The organism is Nocardioides silvaticus, from assembly GCF_003160695.1.
GTDB classification, from domain to species: Bacteria; Actinomycetota; Actinomycetes; order Propionibacteriales; family Nocardioidaceae; genus Nocardioides; species Nocardioides silvaticus.
Map to the genome: position 1 here is coordinate 43,552 of NZ_QGDD01000013.1, position 26,978 is coordinate 70,529.

Genomic DNA, 26,978 nt, shown 5'->3' on the forward strand with positions numbered 1-26,978 from the left:
GCTTACAGGTCGTCCTCGTCGAACTGGGGAGCAAGGTCCCGGGCGTACTTGATGTCGTCGTTGCTGGTGCCGGCGGCCACCATCGGCCACACCATCGCGTCGCGGTGGACGCGGAAGTCGACCACGACGGGGACGTCGTTGATCTCCATCGCCTTGCGGATCGTCGCGTCGACGTCGTCGGGCGAGTCGCAGGCCAGGCCCACGCAGCCGTAGGCCTCGGCGAGCTTCACGAAGTCGGGGATCCGCTTCGAGTGCAGGTCGGTGTTGGAGTAGCGCTCGTTGTAGAAGAGCGTCTGCCACTGGCGCACCATGCCGAGCGACTCGTTGTTGATCACCGCGACCTTGATCGGGATGTCGTTGATGGCGCAGGTGGCGAGCTCCTGGTTGGTCATCTGGAAGCAACCGTCGCCGTCGATCGCCCACACGGTCTGGCCGGGCATGCCCACCTTCGCACCCATCGCGGCGGGGACGGCGTAGCCCATCGTCCCGGCGCCTCCGGAGTTCAGCCAGCGGTTCGGCTGCTCGTAGTCGATGAACTGGGCCGCCCACATCTGGTGCTGGCCGACGCCTGCGGTGTAGATCGTGTCGCTGTCGGAGATCGCGTTGATCCGCTCCAGCACGTACTGCGGGGCGAGACCGCCGTCGGCGGGCTTGTCGTAGCCGAGCGGGTACTTCTTCTTCACGCCCGCGAGGAACTGCACCCAGCCCTCGTAGTCGCCGGTGTTGCCGGCGTCGGCCTCGGTGCGCAGCGCCGTGATCAGGTCGATGAGGACCTCGCGGACGTCGCCGACGATCGGCACGTCGGCATGGCGGTTCTTGCCGATCTCGGCCGGGTCGATGTCGGCGTGGATCACCTTGGCGCCCGGGGCGAACGAGTCGAGGTTGCCGGTCACCCGGTCGTCGAAGCGAGCGCCGAGGCTGATGATCAGGTCGCTCTTCTGCAGGCCGGCGACCGCGGCCACCGTGCCGTGCATGCCGGGCATGCCGAGGTGCTGCGGGTGGCTGTCAGGGAAGGCGCCGCGGGCCATCAGCGTGGTCAGCACGGGGATGCCGGTCAGCTCGGCGAGCTCGATGAGCTGCCGGGACGCGCCGGAACGGATGGTGCCGCCGCCGACGTAGAGCACCGGCCGGCGGGACTCGAGCATCAGCCGAGCGGCCTCGCGGATCTGCTTGGCGTGCGGCCGGGTCACCGGGCGGTAGCCGGGCAGGTGGATCTCCGAGGGCCAGGCGAACGACGTCGAAGCCTGCAGCGCGGACTTCGCGACGTCGACGAGCACCGGGCCCGGGCGGCCGGTCGAGGCGATGTGGAAGGCCTCGGCGATGGTCCGCGGGATCTCCGCCGGGTCGGTGACCAGGAAGTTGTGCTTCGTGATCGGCATCGTGATGCCGCGGATGTCCGCCTCCTGGAAGGCGTCGGTGCCGATGAACTGGGCGCCGACCTGGCCGGTGATCGCCACGATCGGCACGGAGTCCATGTGGGCGTCGGCGATGGGCGTGACCAGGTTGGTCGCGCCCGGTCCGGAGGTGGCCATGCACACGCCCACCCGACCGGTCGCGGAGGCGTACCCCTGCGCGGCGTGCCCGGCGCCCTGCTCGTGCCGCACCAGGATGTGGCGGATCGGGCTGTCCATCAACGGGTCGTACGCCGGGAGGATCGCGCCGCCGGGGATGCCGAAGATGTCGGTCACGCCCGCCGCCTCGAGGGACTTGACCAGGCTCTCGGCCCCGGTCACCTGCCCCGAGCTGGTGCTGGCGCCCTGCTGCTGCTCACTCATCCGACTACTCGTTCCTCACATCTGGACATCTGGTCGACCCGGTCGCCCGACTGGTCGTCGTACTCAACAAAAAACCCCTCGGTTGCGAGGCAACGAGGGGCGGACGCGCAGGGCGGTGTCAGCCGGCGCGTCCGGTGCGTACGAGGAGAAGGTCCTGGCGCATGCGGACAGAGTACGCCGTCGCGCCTCACGCCGTGCGCGGACCCTGCCTGGCGTCCCAAATGGCGGGACGCGCGTCTCAGATCCAGCACGGGTCACGGCAGGACCAGCTGGCCGATCGGACCGGGGTTGAACGCGACCTCCCACCGGTAGCCGTCGGGGTCGCCGAAGTAGCCGGTGTAGCCGCCCCAGTCGCGCTCGACCGCGTCGGAGACCGGGTCGGCGCCGGCGCGCCGAGCCGTCGCGAGCACCGCGTCGACCGCTTCCTTGGTGGCGACGTTGTGGGCGAGGGTGATCGGTGCGATGCCGCCGGTCGAGCCGCCGGGCATGGTCGGCTCGCCGACCTCCTCGGCGAAGTGGGCACGGTCCCAGAGCGAGAGGACGAGGCGCTCGCCCGTGCGGATCATCAGCACCTCCCCCGGCACGTCGAGCTCCGGGTGCCACCCGAGTCCGTCGACGTAGAACCTTCGGGTGGCCTCGAGGTCGGCCACTGCGAGCGTGACGAAGCTGATGCGCGGGTCCACCGGCTCACTGTAGGAAGACGCACCGACTGAAGCCCACTGGAAGGAAACTGGAAGGCACCTCCCGCACCCTTCCGGCGTGGGCTCACTCCAGCACCTCTCCTCCCGGCGCGCGGTCGCACGGACGGACCTCGCCGCCCTGGCGAGCTCGGTCGACAAGCGCCGCTACGTCTGCCCCGACCAGCTCGACCGACGGCTCGACCAGCTGCTCGGCGACGGTCCTGACGCCCGGCTGCTGCTGCTCAACGGCACCGGCGGGTCCGGCAAGAGCGCCGCCCTGCGCGAGGCGGCCCGACGGGGCGAGCGCCTCGGCTACCACGTGGTCACCCTCGACGGCCGCCAGCTCGCGGCAGCGGGGCCGCGGCTGGCCGACGTCCTCGCCGACCTGCCCGGGACCGACCTGCTGGTCCTCGTCGACGAGCTCGGCCACCTCGGCGCCCACGCCCACGCACTGGGCCGGGCTCTTCTCGCGCTGCCCGACTCCACCCGGGTCGTGACCGCGGCCGTCGAGCAGCCGCACGGCTGGGTGCCGCCCGAGCTGGCTCCGCTCGTCGCGTCGCTGCGGATGCCGGTCCTCACCCCCGACCAGGCCGACCGGGTGCTGGGCAACCACGGGGTCGAGGACCCCAGCGCCCGCGCCACCATCCGCGCCTGGGCGTGCGGGCTGCCGCTCGCGCTCGTGCTCGGCGCGGCGGCGTGGGTCGAGCACGGCGCCGACGCGATCGAGCCCGGCGGGCCGGTGCTGGCCGCGACCGCCGACGACCTGGTCGGGCACCTGTCCGGACTGGCGCTCGACCAGCTCGACACCGACCTGCTCGAGGTGGCTGCCGTGGCCGGCTGGCTGGACGAGCGGCTGCTCGCCGACGTCCTGCCGGAACGGGACTGCCACGCCGCACTGACCACGCTGTCGTCGTACTCCTTCGTCGAGCGGAGCGGCAGCGGCATCACCCTCCACCCGCTGGTCGCGCACGCCGTGGCCGAGCGGGTGCGGCACGACGGCGTGCGGGTCTCCGACCTGGTGCTGCGGATCGCCTCGCACCTGCGGGACCGCGCGATCCACGGCGACGCCCGGTCGCTGCACCAGCTGGCCGCGCTGTCCGAGGACCCGCGACTGCGCGCCGGAATGTCGCCGGGTCACAGCTCCACCCTCTACGGCGACGACATCCGGGCCGGCGAGGTCGACGAGGTCGGCCGCTGGGCGCCCGACGGGCTCGGCGCCGCCGTACGGCCCTGGCTGCAGACGCTGCCCGCCTCGACCTGGCGGACACCGACCCAGGTGGTGCGCCACACCGACGGCCGGGTGGTGGCGGCGGCGATCGCGGTCCCGATGGCCGAGGCCGCCGCGCTGGTCCGGGCCGACGACCCGCGGGCCGAGCTGGTGCGGCCGCTGCTGGAGTACGCCGAGCGCAACGGCATCGCCGACCGGGTGGTGATCAGTCCCTTCCAGCTGCTCGCGCCGGGTGCGGTGGAGGAGGACCCCAGCGTGATGGCGCTGCGCAACGGCCACACGCTGCGCCGCTGCCGGGTGCCGAACCCCAGGTTCGACCTGGTCAACGAGTTCGGCTGGAGCGACTTCGAGCGCGCGGTCGTCGCCGACTGCGGCTATGTGGAGGTGCCCGAGCTGCGCCGGGAGGTCCGCGGCCAGGAGGTGCGGACCTGGCTGGCCGACGTCGGTCCGTGCGGCCTGGTCGGTCTGCTGTTCCGCGGGATCGCGAGCGAGCACGGCATCACGTTCCCGGAGCCCCGCACCCAGGGCGAGCTGGTGCTGACGGCCCTCGACGACTTCCACGACGACGCGGTCCTCGCCGGGCTGCCGCCGGCACCGCTCGGCCACGACCCCCGGTACGCCGCCGACCGGGTGCGCACCTGGGTGCGGCGGCTGATGATGAGCGCGCTGCACGACCAGCCCGACCTGGCCGCGCTGCTGGAGCAGCGCTACCTCACCCCGGCCGCCACCCACGACCAGGTGATGCGCGCGACGTTCCTGAGCCGGGCGACGTACTTCCGCCGGATCCGGACCGCCCGCGACCTGCTCGCTACGGCTGCGGACCGGGTGGGCGCGCCGCTCTGAGCGCTGTCCGCTGCCGGCCGTCGTCGTCGAAGTTCGCCGGGTCGAGCCAGGCCCGGTGGGCGGCCGCGACCTCCGGCCACTCCTCGGCGGTGACCGAGAACCAGTCGGTGTCGCGGTTGCGGCCCTGGGTGACCATGTGGTTGCGGAACCGGCCCTCGTAGGTGAAGCCGAGCCGCGCGGCCGCCCGCCGCGACGGCTCGTTGAGGCTGTCGCACTTCCACTCGAAGCGGCGGTAGCCGAGGTCGTCGAAGGCGTGGGCCATCAGTAGGTGGATCGCCTCGGTCGCGGCCCGGGTGCGCTGGAGAGCACTGCCGAACAGCACGCCGGCGACCTCGACCTGCCCGGTCCGCGGCTCGATCCGCATGTACGACGCGATCCCGCTCGCGCGGTCGGCCCGCTCCCCCTCCTGCGGCACCAGCGCGAAAGTCACGTCGCTGGGCGAGTCGACCAGCTCCGCGAGGTGCATCCACAGCGTCGCCAGCGAGTCCGGCTTCGCTATCGGCCGGTAGGTCCACCGCGGGCCGTCGTCCGGACCGCACACGGCCGCGAACAGGTCGGCGTAGTGCACCGACGACAGCGGTACGACGCGTACGTACCGGCCGGTGAGCGTGACCGGCTCCGGCGCCGGGCGGGTCTCCCAGCCCGGCACCTCGTCACCGACCTGCTGCCCCCACCGGTTCACCTCCACCACGACGCGAGCCTAGCCAGGCCGCCGGGGCGACTCAGCCGGTGACAGCGCCCAGCGCAGCCGACTGGACCGTCTTGGCGTACTTGCCGAGCACCCCGCGGGTGTACTTCGGCGGCAGCGGCTCCCAGCCCTCCTTGCGCTTCTCCAGCTCCTCGGGCTCGACGTCGAGCTCGAGGGTGCGGTTGGCGACGTCGAGGGTGATCGGGTCGCCGTCGCGGACGAAGGCGATCGGGCCGGCGTCCACCGCCTCGGGGGCGATGTGGCCGACGCAGAGGCCGGTCGTGCCGCCGGAGAACCGGCCGTCGGTGATGAGCAGGACGTCCTTGCCGAGGCCGGCGCCCTTGATGGCACCGGTGATGGCGAGCATCTCGCGCATGCCCGGGCCGCCCTTGGGGCCCTCGTAGCGGATCACCACCACGTCGCGGGGCTGGATCTTCCCCTCGGCCAGCGCGTCCAGCGCGGCACGCTCGCCGTCGAAGACGCGGGCGGTGCCCGTGAAGGTGGTGTCGTCGAAGCCGGCGCTCTTCACGACCGCGCCCTCGGGAGCCAGCGTGCCCTTGAGGATCGTGAGGCCACCGGTCTTGTGGATCGGCTCGTCGAGGTGGCGGATGATGTCGCCGTCGACGGCCGGGGGCGCGATGTCGGCCAGGTTCTCGGCCATCGTTTTGCCGGTCACCGTCAGGCAGTCGCCGTGGAGGAGGCCGGCGTCGAGCAGCGCCTTCATCACCACCGGGATGCCGCCGACCTTGTCGACGTCGTTCATCACGTAGCGGCCGAACGGCTTGAGGTCGCCGAGGTGCGGCACCTTGTCGCCGATGCGGTTGAAGTCGTCGAGGGTCAGGTCGACCTCGGCCTCCCGCGCGATGGCGAGCAGGTGCAGCACCGCGTTGGTCGAGCCACCGAGCGCCATCGTCACCGCGATGGCGTTCTCGAACGCCTCCTTGGTCATGATCTGGCGGGCGGTGATGCCCTTGCGCAGCAGCTCGACGACCGCCTCGCCCGACTTGTGCGCGAACCCGTCACGACGACGGTCGACCGCCGGCGGCGCCGCGGACCCGGGCAGCGACATCCCGAGCGCCTCGCCGATCGAGGCCATCGTGTTGGCGGTGTACATGCCGCCGCAGGCGCCCTCGCCCGGGCAGATCGCGCGCTCGATGCGGTCGACCTCCTCGCGGGTGATCTTGCCGGCCAGGCAGGCCCCGACCGCCTCGAACGCGTCGATGATCGTCACGTCCCGACCGTCGACGTTGCCGGGCATGATCGAGCCGGCGTAGAGGAACACCGAGGCCAGGTCGAGGCGCGCGGCCGCCATCAGCATCCCGGGCAGCGACTTGTCGCAGCCGGCGAGCAGCACCGAGCCGTCGAGGCGCTCGGCGTTCATCACGACCTCGACGGAGTCCGCGATCACCTCGCGCGAGACCAGCGAGAAGTGCATCCCCTCGTGGCCCATCGAGATGCCGTCGCTGACCGAGATCGTCCCGAACTCGAGCGGGTAGCCGCCGCCCGCGTGCACGCCGTTCTTCACGGCCTTCGCGAGCCGGTCGAGCGACAGGTTGCAGGGGGTGATCTCGTTCCAGCTCGACGCGACGCCGACCTGGGGCTTGGCGAAGTCCTCGTCACCCATGCCTACCGCGCGGAGCATGCCACGGGCAGCGGCCCGCTCCAGGCCGTCCGTGACGTCGCGCGATCGGGGCTTGATGTCGGGGGCGTCGCTCATGCCCCAAATCTAGTCGGGCGGCGCAGCGCCGGCCGGGGCAACCCGTTCTGCGGGATCGGGCTCGGCCAGGGCGCGGGACGCTCCGGCGCCCTGCCGCCACTCCGCGGCGATGTGCTCGCGCAGCCAGTACACGATGTGGAGCGCACCGAGCGCCATCACCACGGCGACGACGGCGAAGATCACCCGGTAGTCCCAGATGACGACGAGCAGCGACCCGAGCGCCAGCGAGACCGCCTGCGGCGTCGCCATCACGACCTCGGCCGCGGTCGACGCCCGGCCCATGATCGCCTGCGGCGTCCGGCGCTGCAGCAGCGTGAGGTAACCGATGATCATCAGCGGCAGACCGGCGCCGCTCACCGCGGCGAAGACCAGCACGACGTCCATCGACGGAGCGGCGGCGATGCCACCGACGGCGATCGCGAAGACGACCAGGCCGACCACGATCGCCGTCACCTCCCCGGCGCGCCGCACCGCCCGGGACGCGACCAGCCCGCAGCCGATCGCGCCGACACCCATGGCGGCGACGAAGACCCCGGCGTACGTCGGAGGCCGGTCGAACGCGTCGAGCAGGGCATAGATCGAGGACTCGACGAAGCCGATCACCAGCAACGACAGGCCCACGCCGATCAGGGTGTGCCCGAGCACCCGATCGCCGACCAGGTGCCGCACGCCGGCGGTGATCTGCTGGAGCACCGGCTCGTCGGTGCGCTCGGGCACCTCCTCGTCGAGCGGGAGCGAGGAGATCGCCAACGCCGCGACCACGAAGGTCAGCGCGTCGATGAACGCGACCGACCAGCCGCCGAGCCAGGCGAAGAGCGCGGCGCCGAGCAGCGGGCCGAAGAGCCGGTAGGCCTCCTTCGTGGTCTGCACCGCCGAGTTGGCCTCGACGAGGAGCTCGTCGGGCATCAGCTCCTTGAGCAGGCCGTTGAGCGCGGCCGGCAGCACCACGAAGCTGACGCCGTAGCCGAACGCGACCAGCCAGATGATCCACACGTCGCCCGCGTCGCGGACCAGCACCAGCGGCAGGACCACCAGCGCCGAGGCGAGGTTGCCCCAGACCAGCATCGGGCGGCGCCGGACCCGGTCGATGAGCACGCCGAGCAGCGGCGCGACGAGCGAGGGCAGCACCATGAACAAGAAGGTCAGGCCGGCCATCGCGTTGGAGCCGGTCAGCGTCTTCACCCAGATGCTCAGCACCAGGAGCATCATCGAGTCGCCGAGCATGGACGACGCGAGGCCGCCGTACAACCGGGCGAACCCTTGCTGCCGGAACGCCTGCCTCATGTCCGGTCCTCACCCAGCGAGACCGGCACGCCCCACGCGACGAGCTCGACCAGCCGCGCGCCCTCGGGTCGCTTCGAGGGATCGGTGAGCCGGTCGAGGTCGCGCATCAGGATCGCGTTGATCTCGGCGTTGCGCTCGGCGAGCTCCTCGTCGGTCAGCCAGGTCGCCGACTGCATCACCCCCATCGCGGCCCGCCACTCCGGCGGCTCCCCCGGAGCTTGGGCGCGCGCCGCGTGCAGGCGCTCGAGGTTCCGCTGGAGCATCATCTCCGACAGGCTCAGCGAGAGCTGGTGGTCGGCCACGGTCGGCGCCGCCTCGGAGTCCCAGCTGAGACCGATCTCGGTCACCCGCCACGGCCGCCGACGTCCCTTGCCGTCCCCCGTCTCCTCGACGAAGTCGAGCTCGGCCAGCTTGCGAAGGTGCCAGCTGCAGTTGGCCGGCGACTCCCCGAGCCGGTTCGCCAGCTCGGTGGCGGTCTGCGGTCCCTCGATCGAGAGCAGCTCCAGGATTCCGATCCGGACCGGGTGGGCGAGCGCGGCCAGCTCGCGCGGGTCGGTGAGGCGGCGCATGTATCGAAACTACTCTTTCGAAAGGATTCTTTCAACACTTGGTTGAAGCTGGACGTTGTATCCGTAGTCGCCACGGATGTACGCACCCGCCCCGCCGAGCACGCTTGTCCGTGGGACAACGCAGCACCACGCAGGACGACCAGAGGTAGGGATCGAGATCGTGACGACTTTGCTGATCAGCCTCGATCTCGATCCCGACCGGGCCACGGAGGTGGTCTCGCTGCTCCGGAGCGAGATGGCCCCGTGGATGCGCCAGCAGCCCGGGTTCGTCTCGAGCCACTGGCTGCTCGCCGAGGACCGCCGGCACTGCACCATCACCGTCGACTTCGAGTCCGAGGGCGACGCCGCCGCGGTCGCGAGGGCGACCCTCGCCCTCCCCTCCAACGCCGCCCGCTCCTGGAACGTCGGGCGGGTGGAGACGGTCGCCGACCTCGACTTCGCGCCCCGCCCGGGCCTGCGGGTGGAGGGCTAGGGGCGGGTAGTCCCTGACGAAAAGCACCGGGATTGTGGGGATCTCGGTGCTTTTCGTCAGGGACTATCGCGCCTGCCGACTTCCCCTCAGCCGGCGAGGTGGGGGGCGAGGGCGCCGCGGTCGGCGGCGCCGGTGCGCTGGAGCAGGCGGGCGACGTGGGTCTCGACGGTGCGGACCGAGAGGAACAGACGTTCGGCGATGGCCTTGTTGGGGAGACCCTCGACGACCAGCTCGAGCACGTCGTACTCACGGGCGGTGACGCCGATGCGCTGGAGATGGGCGGGGACCCGGTCGCTGCCGACGGCCCGGCGAGGTACGGCGACGCCGGCCTCCCGCATCGCGACCCGGCAGGCGGAGGCGGCCTCGGTCTGGCCGTAGTCGACCAGCCCCTCGAGCGCCTGGCGGAACCACTGCTCCGGGGCCCCCCAGCCGTCGGCGGCGGCCGCGCGGGCGACGAGGACCCGGGCGTGCAGCTCCATCCACGGCTCGCGGCCGGGGAACGGCCACTCGGCGTCGGCGAAGACCCGCTCCGCCTGCTCCTTCTCCCCCGTCCGGCCCAGCGCCACGGCCTCGGCGCAGCGCTGCACGAACCGGTTGTACGGCGCGTTCGCCTGCGGTCCGGTGCGGATCACCTCCCGGGCCCAGGCACCCCGCTCGTCGTCGGGGTCGAGGACGGTCTCGAGCAGCGCCCAGAGCCCGCGGGTCGAGAACGGCAGCGACGGGAACCGGGCGGCCGCCTCGACCGCGGTCTCCCAGTGCCGGCGCGCCTCCTCGTAGCGGCCGCGGGTCAGCGCGACCGGGCCGAGGACGTGTCCCGGGATCGCAACGGCGAGCATCGCGGCGTCGTGCGGCACGGCGCGGGACGCCTCGAGGTCGGCCGCCATCGCGTCCTCGTTGCCGAGGAGGCCGTGGGTCAGCGCCCGCACCATGAGGGCGACCGAGAGGTCGGGCAGCTTCAGCTTGGTCATCATCGCGATCGCGTTGTCGATCGCCGCCATCGCCTCGTCGAGCTCGAAGTAGCGGGTGCGCAGCATGTTGAGGTCGAGCTCGACGCGCGCGGCCGTGGCGATGGCCCCGGCCGCGAGGGCGGCACTGCGGGCGGCGAGCAGCCGTTCGTCGCTGGGCCGCCGGTGCACGATGTCGAGGGCGCCGAGCGCGGCGAGCAACCGGCAGCGCCACAGGACCAGGCCGGTGCGGTCGGCGAGCCGGAACCCCTCCTCGAACGCCTCCTCCGCCTCGACCACGTCCCGGCCGCGCGCCGCCTGGCCGACGATCTCCCAGGCCTCGCACGCGACCTCGGGCCGGTCGGCTCCGACCTCGCTCAGCGCCGAGCGAGCCCGCTCGACGGCGAGGTCCTCCTGCTGCCGGCCGAGCGCGAGCCGGGCCTCGAGCACGTGGGTGAGGGCCGGGTCGCCCCCGGCCTCGGCGAGGGTCGCCTCGGCCTCGTCCCAGCGGCCGCCTGCCAGCAGCGCCCGCGCGAGCCGGAGCCGGAGCCGGGCCGACCGGTCGGACTGGTCGTCGAGCCCCCCGAGGACGCCGGTCAGGCTCGCCGCGGCTGCAACGGCCCGCGGGATGTCGCCGGCCAGGGCGTGCACCTCGACCTCCGCCTCGCGGATGTCGAGGTCGAGGTCGCCGGCGAGGTCGGCGCCGGGGTGGTCCGACGCGCGGGCGAGCGCCTCGCCGGCGCTGCTCAGCGCGCCCCGGGCGATGGCCTCCCGCGCCGCCGCCAGCCAGTGCTCGGCCGCCCGACGGGCGTCGCCGGCCGCCTCGAACAGCTCGGCGAGTGCCTGCTCCGCGCCGGCGTCGCGGCCGGCGTCCTGGGCCGCGACGGCCTCGGCCAGCAACGCGGCCAGGCGGCGCCGGTCGGGCGGGAGCACGGTGGCGAGCACGGCCTCGCGGGTGAGCGCGTGCCGCATCGCGAACCCGTCGCCGTCGGGTACGACGAGGCGGTCGCGGGCCAGCTCCCGGATCGCGGCCGACGCGGTGCGGTCGTCCAGCCCGAGCGCGGAGCCGACCACCTGCCAGTCGAAGTCGGTGCCGAGCAGCGCGGCCGCCTCGATCACCTCGCGCGCCGTGGGCGAGAGTTGGTCGAGCCGGTCCTCGACCGACCGCGCGAACGAGGCGGGCACCGATGCCTCGAGCTCGGTCGCGACCCGCCACCCCGCCTGGCCCGGGCCCGCCGAAGGATCCTCGGCGAGCGTGCCGGAGGCCCGCAGGTCGGCGAGCACCTCCTCGACGAGCAGCGGGAAGCCCGCGGAGAACCGCAGGACCCAGTCCCGGAGGCCGTCCGGTGTCGCCCCGGACAGGCAGGCGTCGAGCATCTCCCCGACCTCGGCCTCGTCGAGCGGCTCCAGCGGCAGCACGTCCAGGGCACCCCGCGTCCGCAGCGCGCCGACGAGCTCGGTGACGACGGGCGCGTCGTACGGCCGCGTCGTGGCGACCACCAGCAGCGGCACGTCGCGCACGTTGTCGGCGAGGTACTCCAGCACGCTGAGCGTCTCCGGGTCGGCCCAGTGCAGGTCCTCGACCAGGAGCAGCACCCCGGGGCCGTCGAGCGCGGTGGCCAGCCGCAGCAGGCCCTCGCCGACGAGCATCACCGACGAGCCGCCCTCCTCGGGCGCGGTGCCGAGCTGCGGGGCCAGCCGCCCCAGCGCCGGGAGGTACGGCGCCAGCCGGCGGTCGTCCGGGACCGACCCGGTCCGCAGCCAGCCGAGCAGTGCCTCGCCCAACGGCCGCAACGGCACGGGCGCCGCCGACCGGACGGCCCGCCCGGCGAACACCGCCATCCCTGCCTGCTCCGCCTCCTCCACGACCGCGGCCGCGAGGCGGGACTTGCCGACTCCAGGCTCACCCTGCAGCACCCAGACGCCACCGCGACCTGAGCGCGGCAGCGCGAGCGCGTCCCGGAGCCGCGCCATCTCATCCGCCCGGGAGACGAGGACCGGACAACGCACGACGTGATCGTAGTGGTCCAGACCGGGCAGCCGAGTCTGCGGCGCGGCTCAGCCGATCACGCCGGCCTTCACGCACATCACGTCGGGCAGGTTGCTCGCGATCTGGCGCCAGGTGGCGCCGTCGTCGGCCGAGGCCCAGACCGACCCGTTGCGGGCACCGAAGTAGATCCCGGCCGGGTCGTGGGTGTCGGCGCACAGGGCGTCGCGCATCACCCCGACGTAGAAGGCGTCGGGCAGGCCGTCGGTGCGCGCGGTCCACGTCGCGCCCGCGTCGTCGGACTGCCAGACGGCTGCCTGGGCGCCCGGGGGATAGCGGCTCTCGCCGGCGCCGTTCGGGAAGACGTAGATCGTGTCCGGGCGGTGGGGGTGGACGACGATCGGGAACCCGAAGTCGCTCGACAGCTCGTCCCCGATCGAGGTCCACGAGCCGCCCTCGTCGTCGGAGCGGTAGACGCCGCCGTGGTTCTGCAGGTAGAGCCGCTCGGGCCGGCTCGGGTGCCGGGTCACCTTGTGCACGCACTGCCCGAACTCCGGGTACCGCTGCTCCTCGGGGAGGAAGTCCGCCCGGATGCCCTCGTTGCGCGGCGCCCACGATGCGCCGCCGTCGGTGGTCTGGTACACGCCGCCGGTCGAGATCGCTGCCGTGACCGACGCCGGGTCGACCGGGTGCGGGAGGATCGTGTGGAACGCCTGGCCGCCGAACCCCTCGCCCCACTCCGCCTTGTGCGGGTGGTTCCACAGCGCCTCCTCGAGCGCGAACGTCGCTCCGCGGTCGACCGACTTCCAGACCGCGCCCGGCTCGGTGCCGGCGTACAGCACGCCGTCCTCGCACCCGGGCACGATCTGCCACACCCGTTCGACCGTCGCGCCGCTCCCCTCCGGGAACCGGATCGCTCCGCCCGGCGTCTCCTGCCAGGTCGCGCCGAGGTCGTCCGACCACCGCACCTGTGGGCCCAGCCAGCTCGACGACGCGCCCGAGAACAGCCGCGGCGTGCCGCCGCGGGTGTCGACGAGGCAGGAGTAGACCTCCTCCATGTCGTGGTGCGGCCCGCTCCACGACCACTCCTCGCGGCGGTCGTCGGACTGCCCGATCCAGAGCCCCTTCCGGGTGCCGACCATTACGACCGTGCTCATCGCGTCCTCCTCCTCGGCAGGGCCGGACCGCGGTGTCGGTCCCGCTCCTCCTACATTGACCGAGTGACAGGCACGATGTCATCGGTCTCCGACAGCCGAATTCCGACGAGGGGTACGGCGATCGGGCTGGTGATCATCGGCATCGCGTCGGTCCAGCTCGGGGCCGGTTTCGCCAAGACCCTCTTCGACGAGGTGTCGCCCACCGGCCTGGTCTGGCTGCGGCTGGCGTCGAGCGCGCTCGTGCTGCTCGCGCTGGCGCGCCCGCGGGTGCGGGGGCGCGACCGGGTCGACTGGCTGGTCGTGCTCGGGTTCGGTGCGTCGCTCGGGATCATGAACTGGGCCTTCTACCAGTCGTTCAGCCGGATCCCCATCGGCATCGCGGTGACCATCGAGTTCATCGGCCCGCTGAGCGTTGCCGTCCTCGGGTCGCGGCGGCGCCGCGACCTCGCCTGGGTGGGACTCGCCGCCGCCGGGGTGGTGCTGCTCGGCGCCGAGCGCGCCGACCTCGACCCGCTCGGTGTCCTCTTCGCGCTGGTCGCGGGCGGCTGCTGGGCCGCCTACATCCTGCTGAGCTCCCACACCGGCCGGCGCTGGGAGGGGCTCGACGGGCTGGCCGTCGCGAGCGCCGTCGCGGTGCTGCTCCTCACCCCCACGCTGGCCGGCACCGAACGCGACCCGCTGGCGGACCCGCGGATCCTCGCGTTCGGCGCGGCGGTCGGGCTGCTCTGCTCGGTCGTCCCCTACAGCTGCGAGCTGGTGGCGCTGCGCCGGCTCCGCGCGGCACAGTTCGGGGTGCTGATGAGCTTGGAGCCTGCCGCGGCCGCGATGGCCGGCCTGCTCGTCGTCGGCGAGCAGCTCGAGCCACTCCAGTGGCTTGCGATCGGGTGCGTGGTCCTCGCCAGCATCGGCGCCACCCGCACCTCGCCGCCCCCGGTCGAGCAGACGGCGCCACCGCCGGCCGGGTGAGGCGGGGCGAGGCGGAACCTCGCACTCAGGATCATTTCACCGACATGTCATGTGCCGGTGATGTGCTCGGGCCGGATCCGGCGTACGTTGATCGCAACCCCCGAACTTCCCCCATCGGAGCGATGCCATGTTCACCCCCATGAACCAGCTCGTCCGGCTCGGCCAGGCCATCTCGGAGTGGCCGGTCGCGTCCCAGCAGCAGGCCCGCCGCAACGCCATGATCGCCCTCACCGACTGCGCCCAGCGACGCGCGGAGCGTGAGGACGTCGAGTCCTTCCTCGCCGAGCGTGCCGCCCTGAGGGACGCCGCGACGACCGGCGGCACAACCGCCGCCACCGATGCGGGAGTCGCCGCACACGCGTGACCGGGCTCGGGCACAATCTGCCCATGCCCACTTCGACGCCCGACACGGCCCGGACGGCCTCGGTGACGTTCCACGACATCCTGTCCGACGACGGCACCCACGTCCGGGTGTGGACCAACGACCCCGACGGCGTCATCGACGGGCCGACCGTCGTGCTCTGCAACGGGCTGGGCACCAACGCCTACATGTGGCCCGCGCTGCTCGACCCCGACTGCGGCGTCCGCGTCATCTCGTGGAACCACCGCGGCACCGGGGGCTCCGAGCGTCCGCGCGACAAGAGCCACGTGGAGATCGAGCACTTCGTCGAGGACGGCTTGTCCGTCATGGACCACTTCGGTGTCGACCGCGCCGTCCTCATGGGCTGGTCGATGGGCGTCAACACGATGTTCGAGCTCGCCGCCCGCAACCCCGAGCGCGTCGCCGGGCTGTTCGCGGTCTGCGGCGTGCCGGGCGACACCTTCCGCACGATGCTCGCGCCGTTCCGGCTCCCCCACCCCGTCGCGCGGGCGATCACGATCGGGGCCTGCCACGTCGGCAAGCTCACCGGCTGGGCCATCACGCCGATCACCAGCCGGCTGCCGATCGGCCCCCGCACCATCGCGTTCATCTCCCACACCGGCTTCATGTTCCCGGTCGCCGACCCCGAGCTCGCGGCGGTCGGGATCAAGGAGTTCATCAAGACCCCGGTGCAGTGGTACGCCCACATCGCGCTCGGCACCTCCAAGCACGCCCGGGTGTCACTGAGCGGGATCCACGTGCCGTCCCGGTTCGTCGCGGCGACCTACGACATCCTCGCCGGGGCCCGCGACATGTGGACCGCGGCGGAACGGCTCAGCGACGCCGAGTACATCGAGCTCCGCGGCTCGCACTTCATCCAGCTGGAACAGCCGGAGCGGGTGCACCAGCTGCTGCTGGAGTTCCTCGACAAGGTCGGGGTCACCGCGACCGACGGCTGAGTACGCTCGCGGCATGCGCGCTCGTCGTACTGCCCTGGTGCTGGCGGCGACCGCAGCGCTGCTCGTCGCCTGCGGCGAGGAGGACGAGCCGGACGCCGACGAACCGTCGCCGACCGCCGGCCGGACCGACGGGTCGTCCGGTGCCGCGACGCCGGACCCGGGGGACGGACCGAGCGTCGTCGCGACCGTCGCCACCGGGCTGGCCGTGCCCTGGGGTCTCGACTTCCTGCCCGACGGAAGGGCGGTGGTCACCGAGCGCGACACCGCGCGGGTGCTCGTGCTGACGCCGTCGCGGGGGGACGCGGAGGCCGAGGTCACCGAGGTCGGCCGGATCCCTGAGACCGCGCCGCAGGGCGAGGCCGGGCTGCTCGGGGTCGCGGTCTCCCCCGACTTCGAGGACGACCGGTTCCTCTACTTCTACGTCTGCACCGCCGAGGACAACCGGGTCGTGCGCGCCACCCTCGACGAGAAGGGGACGCTCGGCACGACCGAGCCGGTGCTGACCGGGATACCCGGCGGCGCGATCCACGACGGCGGGCGGCTCGAGTTCGGGCCCGACGGCCACCTCTACGTGTCGACCGGTGAGACCGGCGACGACCAGCTGGCGCGCGAGCGGGAGGGGTACGCCGGCAAGATCCTGCGGATCACGACCGAGGGTGAGCCCGCGCCCGGCAACCCCTTCGACGACGAGGTGTGGTCGTGGGGCCACCGCAACGTGCAGGGCCTGGCGTTCGACGACGGGGGGCGGCTGTGGGCCAGCGAGTTCGGCGCCAGCAGCTTCGACGAGCTGAACCTGATCGAGGCCGGGGATGACTACGGGTGGCCGACGGTCGAGGGCACCGGCGGCGAGCCCGACTTCCACGACCCTGCGCTGACCTGGCCGACCGAGGAGGCCTCGCCCTCGGGGTTGGCCTTCCTCGACGGCGACCTCTGGATGGCGGCGCTGCGTGGGGGCCGGCTGTGGCGGATCCCGGTGTCCGCTGACGGCACGGAGGGCGTCGGTGAGCCGACGGCGCACTTCACGGGTGAGTACGGCCGGCTGCGCACCGTCGCCGTCGCTCCCGACGGCCGGCTCTGGCTGACCACCAGCAACCTGGACGGGCGCGGGGACCCGGCGGCGGAGGACGACCGGATCCTCGCGGTCGCGCCCTGACCCGGCGCCGGCTCACAGGTCGGTGAGCGGGTCCCGTCGGTCCTGCGCGTCCCAGTCCGCGTTGAACTCGGAGTCCTTGCGGCTGATGATGTCGTGCCGCTCCTCCGCGGTGAGCGACTCCAGCAGCGCGGTCACCGATGGTGGCTGGCCGCTCACCTCGGGCGCGTCGTGGAGCGGGATGACCGTGTGGACGATGCGGTCGTCGTAGACGTGCACCGTGGTGAACGCCTGGTGCCCGTCGACCCCGGAGATCAGCCGGTCCAGCGGAGCGGGGTCGGTCGTGTAGCAGCTCGCCGAGGCGACCGAGACGGGCACGCCGGCGAACGTCGAGTGCGAGGAGTAGTGGTAGTGACCGCCGAGGACCTGGCGCACGTCGGTGCCCTCGATGACGGCCGCGAGCCGGTGCTGGTCGAACAGCTCGATGATCGCGGCGACCTCCATCGTCGGGGTCGGGATCGGCGGGTGGTGCATCGCGAGGATGGTGCCGTGCTCTGCTGGCGTGCTGAGCAGGTCGCGCAGCCAGTCGAGCTGGTCGTCGGTGAGCTCGCCGTGGTGGAAGCCGGGCACGCTGGTGTCGAGCGCGACGATCCGCAGGCCACCGAGGTCGTGGACCCGGTCCTGCGGGCCGTCGTCGTCGGAGTCGAACAGCGCCTTGGCGAACGGCGCCCGCTCGTCGTGGTTGCCCATCACCCACACGACCTGGGCACCCAGTGCCTCGGCGGCCGGCTCGACCACCTCCCGCAGCCGGGCGTAGGCCTCGGGCTCGGCCTTGTCGGCCAGGTCGCCGGTGAACACGAGTGCCTGCGGCCGCGGGTCGAGCCGGGTCAGCCGGTCGAGGGCGAGCACCAGCCCGCTCTCGGGAGCGACCACGCCGTACTGCTTGGCGTCGTTCGCGAGCAGGTGCGGGTCGCTGAGGTGGGCGATCGTGAACCGCGGAGCGGGATGCTGGCCGTACTGCACGAGCCGAAACTAGGGCATCGCGCCAAGGCGCGCGGCGCTATCGCCGCTCGATCCGGGCTCGGCGCGCGGCACGGCGCAGCGTGGTGAGGACCGCCGGGCCGAGGAGGGCGATGGCGAGCGCGTTGGTGATGGCGCGGCCGGTGTCCCACCCACCGGTGGACGTCAGCAGCGTGTAGACGCCGAACCGGTGGAGGTTCTCCAGCAGCGGCGCGCCCGGCGCGTAGGAGAGGTCGGTCGAGTCCTGGCCCGGCACCTGCACCCCGAGGATGAACGGCCAGCCCCAGAGGTTCATCAACAGGCCATAGGCGTAGGCCGCGAGGACGCCGTACCCGACGAGCATGAGGATCTCCCTGCGCCCGGAGACCCGGCGCGGCAGCAGCCCGGCGAACATGCCCACCCAGCCGGCCACCAGCATCTGGAACGGCAGCCACGGCCCGACGCCGGCCGTCATCAGCGCGGATGCGAACAGCGAGGTGCAGCCGAGGACGAACCCGAACCCGGGACCGAACACCCGCCCGCCCAGGATCAGCAGGAAGAAGACCAGCTCGAGGCCCGCCGTACCGGCGCTGACGCCGCGCAGCACGGCGTTGACCGCGCTGAGGACACCGAGGATCGCCAGCACCCGGGCGTCCATGCCGCCCTCGCTGATCTCGGCCAGGACGACCGCGAGGATGACCGGCAGCAGGCCGATGAACAGGAATGGCGGGTCCACCCGTTCGGCCGGGTCGGCCTCGAGGAGCAGCGGCCAGCCGAGCATCATCAGCCCGATCAGCGAGGCGAGGCCCAGGACGAGGGCGGACCGCAGCCCGATCGGTACGGCGACGTGCCGGTCGGTGTCGGCGACGGCGGTCACGACCGCACCTCCGTCCGGCCCGCGGCGGCCAGCGCGGCGGCGACCTCGTCGACCCGCAACCAGCCGGGGCCGAGCACCTTGGTCACCTGCGGCGCGAACGCCGGCGACTCGGCGATGACCGAGCGGACCGGCCCGCTCGACACCACCTCACCCTCGGCGAGCACCACGACCCGGCCGGCGACCTGGGCCGCGAACTCGACGTCGTGGGTCGCGACCATCAGCGCGCGCCCCTCGGCCGCGAGGTCGCGCAGGATCTCCGCCAAGGCGTGCTTGCCCGGGTAGTCGAGCCCGCGGGTCGGCTCGTCGAGCAGCAGCACCGGCGGGCCGGCCGTCAGCACGATCGCGACCGCCAGCGCCAGCCGCTGCCCCTCCGAGAGGTCGCGCGGGTGCCCGGACGGGTCGATCCCGGGCGCCAGTCGTTCCAGCAGCCCGGCACACGTGCCGCCCGCGGCCCCCGCGGAGCGGTCCGCAGCCGCGCACTCCTCGGCGACCGTCTCGAGGTAGAGCAGGTCGGCCGGGCTCTGCGGCACCAGCCCGGTGATCGCCCGCCGCCCCTCCGGCTTGAGCCGGTGCGGGTCCTCCCCCGCCACCCGCACGGTGCCGCTCGCGGCCGCGTGCCGGCCCTGGAGCGCCCACAGCAACGTCGTCTTGCCTGCCCCGTTGCGTCCCATCAGCGCGGTCACGGTGCCGGCTGCCAGCTCGAGGTCGACGTCCTGCAGCGCCGCGACCGGTCCGTGGGCGACCGTGAGCCGCCGTACCTGAACTCGAGGCTCCTCTGAGTCGCGACGCACCGGGGAAAATTGCTGGGAATCGGCGGGATCCACGACGATTTTCCCCGGTGCGTCGGGAGGAGGGGCACCGAGACGGGCCCGCAGGTCCGCCGTACGACGCCGCGCGTCGCGGACGGTGAGCGGGAGCGGCGACCAGCCGGCCAGCCGCCCGAGCTCGACGAGTGGCGGCGCGATCGGTGAGTCGACGAGGAGCTCGGCAGGATCGCCGACGCGCACCCGGCCGCCGGCGCCGAGCAGGCACAGCCGGTCGGCGAAGGGGACGACCCGCTCGAGCCGGTGCTCGGCGACGAGCACCGAGACGCCGAGGTCGTGCACCAGCCGGGTCAGCGTGGCGAGCACGTCCTCGGCAGCGGTCGGGTCGAGGGCGGAGGTCGGCTCGTCGAGCACGAGCAGCCGCGGGTGGGTGGTCAGCACCGAGCCGATGGCGACCCGTTGCTGCTGGCCGCCGGACAGGGTGCGCAGGTCCCGGTGGCGGAGGTCGGCGATGCCGAGCAGGTCGAGGGTCTCCTCGACGCGGCGCCGCATCGTGGCGGCGGGCAGGCCGAGCTGCTCCATCCCGAAGGCGAGCTCCTCCTCGACGGAGTCGGTGACGAACCAGGCGGGCGGGTTCTGGCCGACGTAGCCGACCACGTGCGCCCGCTCCCGCGCCGGCACCGCCAGCACGCTCTCGCCGTCGATCACCACGTCGCCGGTGAGGGTGCCGCCGGTGAAGGCCGGGACCAGCCCGGCCATCACACCGAGCAGCGTCGACTTCCCGACGCCGGTCGGACCTGCGAGCAGCACCAGCTCACCGTGGTCGATGGCGAGGTCGACACCGTCGAGGACCCGGCGGTCCTCGTAGCGGAAGGTGACGTCGCGCAGCTCGAACACTCAGACCCCCACCCTCGCGGGCTCGTCCGGGACGGGAGCGGCGACGGCGGTCGATGCACGGTTCTGCGCGGTGAGCGGCGGCGGAGCCACGAAGACCGGTGCGATGCCGACCAGGACCGCGGCGACCGCGACCAGGCCCAGCTCCGGTACGGCGAGCACGCCGGGGTGCGCGACCGCGTAGTCGTCGTGCTGCACCCACCACAGGCCCGCGCCGACCAGGGCCCCGGACGCCACGATCAGCAGCTCGGGGGTGCGCCACCGCTCGGGACGGTAGACGGTGCGGTGGACGCGGCGTCCCGCCAGGACGAACCCGCCCAGGGCGGCCACGACACCGAGGGCGAGCATCGGCCACGCGAGCACCCGCGGCGCGGTCGAGTCGAGGAACGCGTAGACGCCGACGCAGATGCCGAGCAGACCGAGCACCATCAGGGCGCCGGTGCCACGGCGCTGCCCCGCGCTCGCCGTACCGCTACGGCCGTAGCCGCGGGCGTCCATCCCGGCGGCGAGCGCCAGCGAGCGCTCGAAGGCGTCCTCGAGGATCGGCACCAGCAGCCGGCGCAGGCCGCGCACCCGGCCGAACCGGCCGGGGTCGCCGCCGCGCAGCTGCTGGGCGGCGCGGACCCGGCGCGCGCTGTCCGCGAGCTGCGGGATGACGGTGATCGCGACGACCATCGCCGTGCCGATCTCGTAGAGCGCCGGCGGCAGCGAGCGCATCAGCCGCTTGGGGTTGGCGAGCGCGTTGGCCGCGCCGACCGTGATGAGCAGCGTCGCCAGCCGGAGGCCCTCGTAGACCGCGGCGAGCAGCTCCTCGCGGCTGAACGGCCCGAGCAGGCTGATGCCCGCCACCCAGTCGGGCAGCGGGACCTCCGGCAGGGAGAGCAGCACGTGGCCGGCGTCGTTGCCGCCGACCAGCACCCGGAACAGCACCCGGACCACGAGCACGATCGCGCCCAGCCACAGGTAGAGGCGGAAGGACCGGGCCCACGGCTGGTCGCCGCAGCACGCGTAGACGGTGATGGCGGCGACCGCCAGCAGCAGTCCGAGGAGGAACGGGTTGGTCGTGCAGGAGGCGCCGACCGCCAGCCCGATCGCCCAGCACCACCAGGCGACGGGGTGGAGGTCGCGCGCCACCTTCATCGAGCGGGCCTCATCCCGCGCGCCTCCGCAGCACGGTCACGACGCCCGCGGCGCCGAGGACCGCCGCGGCCAGTCCGATGCCGATCCAGGTCGGCACGGCGCTGCCGTCCTCTCCGGGGTCGTCGGTCGCGAGGTCGCCCGACGGCGGCGGGCCGGCCGTGATCTCCGCGGCTCCCGGCAGGGCGCTGTCGGAGGTGTCCGAGGTGGGGTCGGATGCCTGCGTGGCTCGCGACTTCCTGCCCTTCGACATCCCCGCTCCCGACTTCTTCGCGCTGCTGGTGGTCCCGTCGGTCGCGGCGGTCGTCGAGGTCGCCGACGGCGCGGGGCTCGTCGCCTCGTCGCCCGGGCCGTCGCCGCTGACGTCGTCACCGGAGCCGCCGTCGCCGTTGTTGCCGTTGCCGTTGCCGTTGCCGTTGCCGCCGTTGTCGTCGTTCGGGCCGGAGTCCTGGCGCGGCGTCGGCACGACGGCCGGTGGCGCCGCCTGCCCGGCACCCTCGTGCCAGGCCCAGGCGACGTACCCGCCGTCGGGCACCTCCAGCGACCCCACCCCGCGGTTGGAGAACACCCAGCGGCCCGACTCGCCGTCGGACCACCACAGGCTCCAGAAGGAGTCGTTGGACGCGCAGTCGCCGTCGGCGGGCTTGCCCTGCACCTTGCAGACGTAGCCGTTCATGCCGGGCTGCTGGCTGTACTCCAGCGTGTAGCCGGCGTCGCGGAACACCTCGGCCGCGGAACGGTCGCCGCCGTCCTGGTCGCAGCCTCCGGTGACGCCGCCGCCGAGCTCGGCGAAGTCGACGAAGGCGGTGACGCCGGTCGATCCACGGCAGGCAGCCGCAGCCGGCGCGGTCGCGCCGGCCACGGGCTGAGCGAGGGAGAGGCTCCCGACGGCGGCCAGCAGGGCCGCCGCCGAGCGCCGCAGGATCGTGCTCCGCACGAACATCTAGCGTGCGGTCGTGCTGTCGGCTGCCGAGGCGTTGGCGGTCAGCACCTTGACGGTCTTCTTGCCCTTGCCGGGCACCTTGACACGGACCGACAGCGGCTTGTCGCCGCGGGGTCCGACGACCGCCTTCACCTGCTTGCCGATGCCGACGCAGGCCCGCTCCCCCGGAGCCAGACCGCTGACCCGCGCCCGCAGGGTGCCACCCGCGTCGGACCTCGCAGGCACGGAGATGCCGAGCTTCACGTGCGGTGCCGGCGCATGGGCGAGCGCCGGCGTCGCCTGGACGCCGACGGTCTGCCACTCACCGGCGGTGAGCGCGGTGATGCCGTCCTCGACACCGTCCTGGAACGACGCCTTCGTGAAGGCGATGGCGCCGCGATGCCGGGCGAGCTTGCCGTCGCAGGGGCGACCCGCGACCTGGAGCGCCCGCAGCCAGACCGCCGCCTTCTGCGCGGCCTTCTCACGCTCGGCGATTCCCAGCGCCCAACCAGCGAGACCGGTGCTGTTGGCGTTGGCGAGGCCCTGGTCGTCGGCGAAGCTGCCGTTGGCGGACTGGAAGCCGACGAGGAACTCGACGGCCTCGTCGAGGGCGGTTGCGAGCGCATCGTCGGACGCCGCGTAGTCGCTGAGCAGGACGACGGCGAGCGCGGTGGCGTCCGGGCCTGCCTGCCCCGCAGCGCAGGAGGCGTCGAAGTAGGTAGGGAAGTGACCGTCGTCGCACTGCTGGGACAGCAGGAAGTCGACCGCCGCAGAGGCCTCACCGGAGGCGACGTTCAGCAGGCCGCGGGCGGCCCAGATCTGGCCGAAGACGTTGGCGTAGTCGCACGGGGTGTCGTTGGGCCCGGTGCAGAAGTTGTAGGGCGCGACGTCCACGTCGGCGATCCGGCCGGCATCCTCGCCGTCGTCGGTGGTCAGCGCCTCCATCCGGGTCACGAGGTTGGTGCCGCCGAACGCGGTGGGGTTGGGGTCGTCGCCGTCGAGCTCGGACGCGAACGCCAGGAGCTTCCCGGTCGGCCCCGCGTACCGGTCGTCCGGCTCCCCTGAGCCGGCGCCCGTGATGTAGGAGTCGACATCGCCCCTCAGCGCGTCGGCGATCCGCGGCAGCAGCCGGGTGCGGTCCACGGCGTCGAGCGCGTACGCCGCCTCGACGGTGCCGCCGTAGTCGGCGTACTCGATCGGGCCGGACCCGCCGTCGAAGGCGGCGTGGAGCAGCCCGTCGTCGAGCCGGGTGTTCAGCCAGCCGGCCGCGATTGCCTTGGCTCGACGGTCGGGCTCCTCGTGGGCCTGCGCCGCCGGCGCGAGCGTGACCGAGGCCAGGACGGCGCAGCCGAGGGCGACGCCCCCTCGCCGGAGAGTGGTGGTGATGGACATGTGGTTCCTTCCCGCTGCACGCAGACGGGTCGGAGCCGTCCGGCTCCCGCCCGCTGCTTCTCCGCGACAGCGTTGCGTCAGGACGCGTCGTGGCAGGTGCTCCGGCTCGCCGCGCTTCCCGAGAAGTGCGGCCCACGGTTGCGGGTCAGCGCCGGACTTCGACCGGCTTCCCCCGCCACGGGCGTGATGGATGTTGGCGGCAGCCTAACCCCTCGGTCTCAGGACAGCTTCGCCAGGATCAGCTCGCGAACGCGACCGGCGTCCGCCTGCCCGCGCATCTCCTTCATGACCGCGCCGATGAGGGCACCGGCGGCCGCGACCTTGCCGTCGCGGATCTTGTCCGCGACGTCCGGGTTGGCCGCGATCGCCTTGTCGACGGCCGCCGACAACGCACCCTCGTCGGAGACGATCTCGAGACCGCGGGCGGCGACGATCTCCTCGGGCGTGCCCTCGCCGGCGTAGAGGCCCTCGAAGACCGACCGCGCGAGCTTGTCGTTGATCGTGCCCGCGTCGACGAGCGCCTGGACCGCGGCGACGTCGGCCGCCGTCACGCCGAGGGCGTCGATCGCGGTGTCGGTGTCGTTGGCACGCCGGGCCAGCTCCCCCAACCACCACTTCCGCGCCGCCTGCGGCGACGAACCGGCAGCAACGGTCTCCTCGACCAGCGCGAGCGCGCCGGCACCGACGGTGTCGCGCATCTCGAGGTCGGAGAAGCCCCACTCGGCCTGCAGCCGGGCCCGCTGGGCGGTCGGGTTCTCGGGCAGCGTCGCGCGCAGCTCCTCGACCCACTCCCGCGACGGTGCCACCGGCACCAGGTCCGGCTCGGGGAAGTAGCGGTAGTCCTCGGCGTCGGACTTCTCCCGGCCCGAGGTGGTGATGCCGGTGTCCTCGTGCCAGTGCCGCGTCTCCTGGAGCACCTTCTCCCCCGCGTCGAGGATCGCGGCGTGGCGCGACATCTCGTAGCGGACGGCGCGTTCGACCGAGCGCAGCGAGTTGACGTTCTTGGTCTCGGTGCGGGTGCCGAGCACCGGCTTGGTGGTCGAGCCTGTCGAGACCTTCGGCGCGAGCGACAGGTTCACGTCGGCCCGGATCGAGCCCTGCTCCATCCGGGCGTCGGACACCCCGAGCGCGACGATCAGGTCGCGGAGCTGGGCGACATAGGCCCGCGCCACCTCGGGCGCCTTCGCGCCGGCACCGACGATCGGCTTGGTGACGATCTCGATGAGCGGGATGCCGGCGCGGTTGTAGTCGACCAGCGAGTAGTCCGCGCCGTGGATCCGGCCGGTCGCACCACCGATGTGGGTGGACTTGCCGGTGTCCTCCTCCATGTGGGCGCGCTCGATCTCGACCCGGAACGTCTCACCGTCGACGTCGACGTCCATGAAGCCGTCGAAGGCGATCGGCTCGTCGTACTGGGACGTCTGGAAGTTCTTCGGCATGTCCGGGTAGAAGTAGTTCTTCCGCGCGAACCGGCACCACTCCGCGATCCGGCAGTTGAGCGCCAGCCCGATCCGGACCGCCGACTCCACGGCCTTGCCGTTGACGACCGGCATCGACCCCGGGAGGCCGAGACACGTCGGGCAGACCTGGGTGTTGGGCTCCGCGCCGAACTCCGTCGGGCAGCCGCAGAACATCTTGGTCACGGTGTTGAGCTCGACGTGGACCTCGAGGCCCAGCGCCGGGTCGTACGACGCCAGTACGTCGTCGAACGGGACCAGGGTGTCGCTCATCGGTCTCCCTCCCGGTGATCGAGCTTGTCGAGATCAGGGGCCTTGTCGAGCAGCGGACCGCCCCACTCCGCCGCCAGCAGCGCCTCGAGCGCGGCGCCGACGCGGTAGCAGCGGTCGTCGGCCAGCGCGGGGGCGAGGACCTGGAAGCCGACCGGCAGCCCGTCCTCGTCGGCGAGGCCAGCCGGCACGGAGATGCCGGGCACGCCGGCCAGGTTGGCGGGGATGGTGGCCAGGTCGTTGAGGTACATCGCCAGCGGGTCGTCGAGCTTCTCACCGAGCTCGAACGCCGTGGTCGGCGCGGTCGGCGACACGAGCACGTCGACCTTGTCGAACGCGGCCTCGAAGTCGCGGCTGATCAGCGTGCGCACCTTCTGGGCCTGGCCGTAGTAGGCGTCGTAGTAGCCGCTCGACAGCGCGTAGGTGCCGAGGATGATCCGGCGCTTAACCTCGTCGCCGAACCCGGCGTCACGGGTGGCCTTCATGACGTCCTCGGCACTGGGGTTCCCCTCCGGCACGACCCGCAGCCCGTAGCGCATGGCGTCGAACTTGGCGAGGTTGGAGGAGCACTCCGCCGGGAGGATCAGGTAGTAGGTCGCCAGCGCGTGCACGAAGGTCGGGCACGACACCTCGACCACCTCGGCGCCGGCCTTGACCAGCAGGTCGACCGACTCCTGGAACCGGGCCATCACGCCGGGCTGCCAGCCCTCGCCGGACATCTCGGTGACGACGCCGATCCGCACGCCGCTGAGGTCGCCGGACGCACCCTGGCGGGCGGCGTCGACGAGCGACGGCAGCTCCTGGTCGACCGACGTCGAGTCCAGCGGGTCGTGGCCGCCGATCAGCTCCTGCAGCAGGGCCGCGTCGAGCACGGTCCGGGTGACCGGTCCGGCCTGGTCGAGGCTGTTGGCGAGGGCGATCAGGCCGTAGCGCGAGACCGCGCCGTACGTCGGCTTCACTCCGACCGTGCCCGTCACGGCTCCCGGCTGGCGGATGGAGCCGCCGGTGTCGGTGCCGATCGCGAGCGGCGCCTCGTAGGCCGCCACCGCGGCCGCGGAGCCGCCGCCGGACCCTCCCGGGATCCGGGTCTGGTCCCACGGGTTGCGGGTCGGACCGTAGGCCGAGTGCTCGGTCGAGCTGCCCATCGCGAACTCGTCCATGTTGGTCTTGCCGAGGATCGGCAGGCCGGCGGCCTTGATCCGGCGGACGACGGTCGCGTCGTACGGCGGGACCCAGCCCTCGAGGATCTTGGACCCGGCGGTCGTCGGCATCCCTTCGGTGACCACGACGTCCTTGACCGCGATCGGCACGCCGTCGAGCGGGTGCAGCGGGTTGCCGGCCGCGCGCCGCTCGTCGCTCTCGCGGGCGGTGGCCAGCGCGCCCTCGGCGTCGACGTGGAGGAACGCGTGCACGCCGGCGGTCGCGTCACCGTCGACCGCGGCGATCCGGTCGAGGTGGGCCTGGGTCAGCTCGACGGAGGTCACCTCGCCGGAGGCGAGGGCGTCGGCCAGGTCGGCGGCGGTCCGGCGGGTCCAGTCCACGGCGC

Annotated in this window: 22 protein-coding genes; 6 read left to right on the forward strand and 16 right to left on the reverse strand. The window is 73.0% G+C overall.

Annotated elements, in window-relative coordinates; translation table 11 throughout:
* Positions 1 to 2 precede the first annotated feature (2 nt).
* Entirely contained in the window at positions 3 to 1,775 is a 1,773-nt protein-coding gene (locus tag DJ010_RS21020) for an acetolactate synthase large subunit (RefSeq protein WP_109697416.1), read from the reverse strand.
* Positions 1,776 to 2,029: 254 nt separating this feature from the next.
* Positions 2,030 to 2,458: a VOC family protein gene (locus DJ010_RS21025; protein ID WP_109697417.1), complete on the reverse strand. Its 429-nt coding sequence runs from the start codon at positions 2,456 to 2,458 to the stop codon at positions 2,030 to 2,032.
* A 76-nt stretch (positions 2,459 to 2,534) separates the two neighbouring features.
* Between DJ010_RS21025 and DJ010_RS21030 the strand changes: the two genes are divergently transcribed.
* On the forward strand, positions 2,535 to 4,526 hold the full coding sequence (locus DJ010_RS21030; protein WP_109697418.1) for an amino acid adenylation domain-containing protein: 1,992 nt from the start codon (positions 2,535 to 2,537) through the stop codon (positions 4,524 to 4,526).
* On the opposite strand, the gene DJ010_RS21035 is transcribed toward DJ010_RS21030, so the two are convergent.
* The 4 genes from DJ010_RS21035 to DJ010_RS21050 are packed head-to-tail and all read right to left on the reverse strand — an operon-like array spanning position 4,492 to position 8,784.
* Complete coding sequence (locus tag DJ010_RS21035) at positions 4,492 to 5,217, reverse strand: GNAT family N-acetyltransferase (RefSeq protein ID WP_109697419.1); 726 nt, start codon at positions 5,215 to 5,217, stop codon at positions 4,492 to 4,494. The two genes, DJ010_RS21030 and DJ010_RS21035, sit on opposite strands and share 35 nt — an antisense overlap.
* Positions 5,218 to 5,248: 31 nt before the next feature.
* On the reverse strand, positions 5,249 to 6,931 hold the full coding sequence (gene ilvD, locus DJ010_RS21040) for a dihydroxy-acid dehydratase (RefSeq protein ID WP_109697420.1): 1,683 nt from the start codon (positions 6,929 to 6,931) through the stop codon (positions 5,249 to 5,251).
* Between the two features lie 9 nt (positions 6,932 to 6,940).
* Entirely contained in the window at positions 6,941 to 8,215 is a 1,275-nt protein-coding gene (locus tag DJ010_RS21045) for an MFS transporter (RefSeq protein ID WP_109697421.1), read from the reverse strand.
* On the reverse strand, positions 8,212 to 8,784 hold the full coding sequence (locus tag DJ010_RS21050; protein WP_109697422.1) for a winged helix-turn-helix domain-containing protein: 573 nt from the start codon (positions 8,782 to 8,784) through the stop codon (positions 8,212 to 8,214). The genes DJ010_RS21045 and DJ010_RS21050 overlap by 4 nt, the downstream gene beginning before the upstream one ends.
* 160 nt (positions 8,785 to 8,944) lie before the next feature.
* On the opposite strand from DJ010_RS21050, the gene DJ010_RS21055 reads away from it, so the two are divergent.
* The gene (locus tag DJ010_RS21055) at positions 8,945 to 9,256 is read left to right on the forward strand and encodes an antibiotic biosynthesis monooxygenase (RefSeq protein WP_158283089.1); all 312 of its coding nucleotides are present in this window, start codon (positions 8,945 to 8,947) and stop codon (positions 9,254 to 9,256) included.
* A gap of 86 nt (positions 9,257 to 9,342) precedes the next feature.
* Here DJ010_RS21055 and DJ010_RS21060 read toward each other — a convergent pair whose 3' ends face one another.
* Positions 9,343 to 12,210, reverse strand: a complete 2,868-nt coding sequence (locus DJ010_RS21060; RefSeq protein WP_146207426.1) for an ATP-binding protein — start codon at positions 12,208 to 12,210, stop codon at positions 9,343 to 9,345.
* A 48-nt stretch (positions 12,211 to 12,258) separates the two neighbouring features.
* On the reverse strand, positions 12,259 to 13,344 hold the full coding sequence (locus tag DJ010_RS21065) for a WD40/YVTN/BNR-like repeat-containing protein (protein ID WP_109697425.1): 1,086 nt from the start codon (positions 13,342 to 13,344) through the stop codon (positions 12,259 to 12,261).
* Positions 13,345 to 13,407: 63 nt separating this feature from the next.
* Between DJ010_RS21065 and DJ010_RS21070 the strand changes: the two genes are divergently transcribed.
* The 4 genes from DJ010_RS21070 (at position 13,408) to DJ010_RS21085 (ending at position 16,783) form a co-directional block, all read left to right on the forward strand.
* Positions 13,408 to 14,310, forward strand: coding sequence for an EamA family transporter (locus tag DJ010_RS21070; protein WP_245927776.1), 903 nt, complete (start codon positions 13,408 to 13,410; stop codon positions 14,308 to 14,310).
* Between the two features lie 139 nt (positions 14,311 to 14,449).
* Positions 14,450 to 14,674, forward strand: coding sequence for a hypothetical protein (locus DJ010_RS21075; protein WP_146207427.1), 225 nt, complete (start codon positions 14,450 to 14,452; stop codon positions 14,672 to 14,674).
* Positions 14,675 to 14,697: 23 nt separating this feature from the next.
* Positions 14,698 to 15,630, forward strand: a complete 933-nt coding sequence (locus tag DJ010_RS21080) for an alpha/beta fold hydrolase (RefSeq protein ID WP_109697447.1) — start codon at positions 14,698 to 14,700, stop codon at positions 15,628 to 15,630.
* Between the two features lie 13 nt (positions 15,631 to 15,643).
* Positions 15,644 to 16,783 (forward strand): PQQ-dependent sugar dehydrogenase, encoded by a 1,140-nt coding sequence (locus DJ010_RS21085; RefSeq protein ID WP_109697428.1) that lies wholly within the window; start codon positions 15,644 to 15,646, stop codon positions 16,781 to 16,783.
* A 12-nt stretch (positions 16,784 to 16,795) separates the two neighbouring features.
* Here the strand turns inward: DJ010_RS21085 and DJ010_RS21090 are convergent, their stop codons facing one another.
* The 8 genes from DJ010_RS21090 to gatA all read right to left on the reverse strand — a co-directional run bounded on the left by DJ010_RS21090 (position 16,796) and on the right by gatA (position 26,973).
* Entirely contained in the window at positions 16,796 to 17,743 is a 948-nt protein-coding gene (locus DJ010_RS21090; RefSeq protein WP_109697429.1) for a phosphodiesterase, read from the reverse strand.
* 37 nt (positions 17,744 to 17,780) lie between these two features.
* Positions 17,781 to 18,596 (reverse strand): ECF transporter S component, encoded by an 816-nt coding sequence (locus DJ010_RS21095; protein WP_245927778.1) that lies wholly within the window; start codon positions 18,594 to 18,596, stop codon positions 17,781 to 17,783.
* Entirely contained in the window at positions 18,593 to 20,257 is a 1,665-nt protein-coding gene (locus tag DJ010_RS21100; protein WP_109697430.1) for an ABC transporter ATP-binding protein, read from the reverse strand. Before DJ010_RS21100 ends, DJ010_RS21095 begins: the two co-directional genes overlap by 4 nt.
* On the reverse strand, positions 20,258 to 21,394 hold the full coding sequence (locus DJ010_RS21105) for an energy-coupling factor transporter transmembrane component T (protein WP_109697431.1): 1,137 nt from the start codon (positions 21,392 to 21,394) through the stop codon (positions 20,258 to 20,260). It lies immediately after the preceding gene.
* 10 nt (positions 21,395 to 21,404) lie between these two features.
* On the reverse strand, positions 21,405 to 22,328 hold the full coding sequence (locus DJ010_RS21110; protein ID WP_146207428.1) for a hypothetical protein: 924 nt from the start codon (positions 22,326 to 22,328) through the stop codon (positions 21,405 to 21,407).
* A gap of 6 nt (positions 22,329 to 22,334) precedes the next feature.
* Positions 22,335 to 23,705 (reverse strand): prenyltransferase/squalene oxidase repeat-containing protein, encoded by a 1,371-nt coding sequence (locus DJ010_RS21115; RefSeq protein WP_109697433.1) that lies wholly within the window; start codon positions 23,703 to 23,705, stop codon positions 22,335 to 22,337.
* Positions 23,706 to 23,923: 218 nt separating this feature from the next.
* The gene (gene gatB, locus DJ010_RS21120) at positions 23,924 to 25,435 is read right to left on the reverse strand and encodes an Asp-tRNA(Asn)/Glu-tRNA(Gln) amidotransferase subunit GatB (protein WP_109697434.1); all 1,512 of its coding nucleotides are present in this window, start codon (positions 25,433 to 25,435) and stop codon (positions 23,924 to 23,926) included.
* Positions 25,432 to 26,973 carry an Asp-tRNA(Asn)/Glu-tRNA(Gln) amidotransferase subunit GatA gene (gene gatA / locus DJ010_RS21125; protein WP_109697449.1) on the reverse strand — a complete coding sequence of 514 codons (1,542 nt, stop codon included), beginning with the start codon at positions 26,971 to 26,973 and terminating at the stop codon, positions 25,432 to 25,434. The genes gatB and gatA overlap by 4 nt, the downstream gene beginning before the upstream one ends.
* Positions 26,974 to 26,978: the final 5 nt, after the last annotated feature.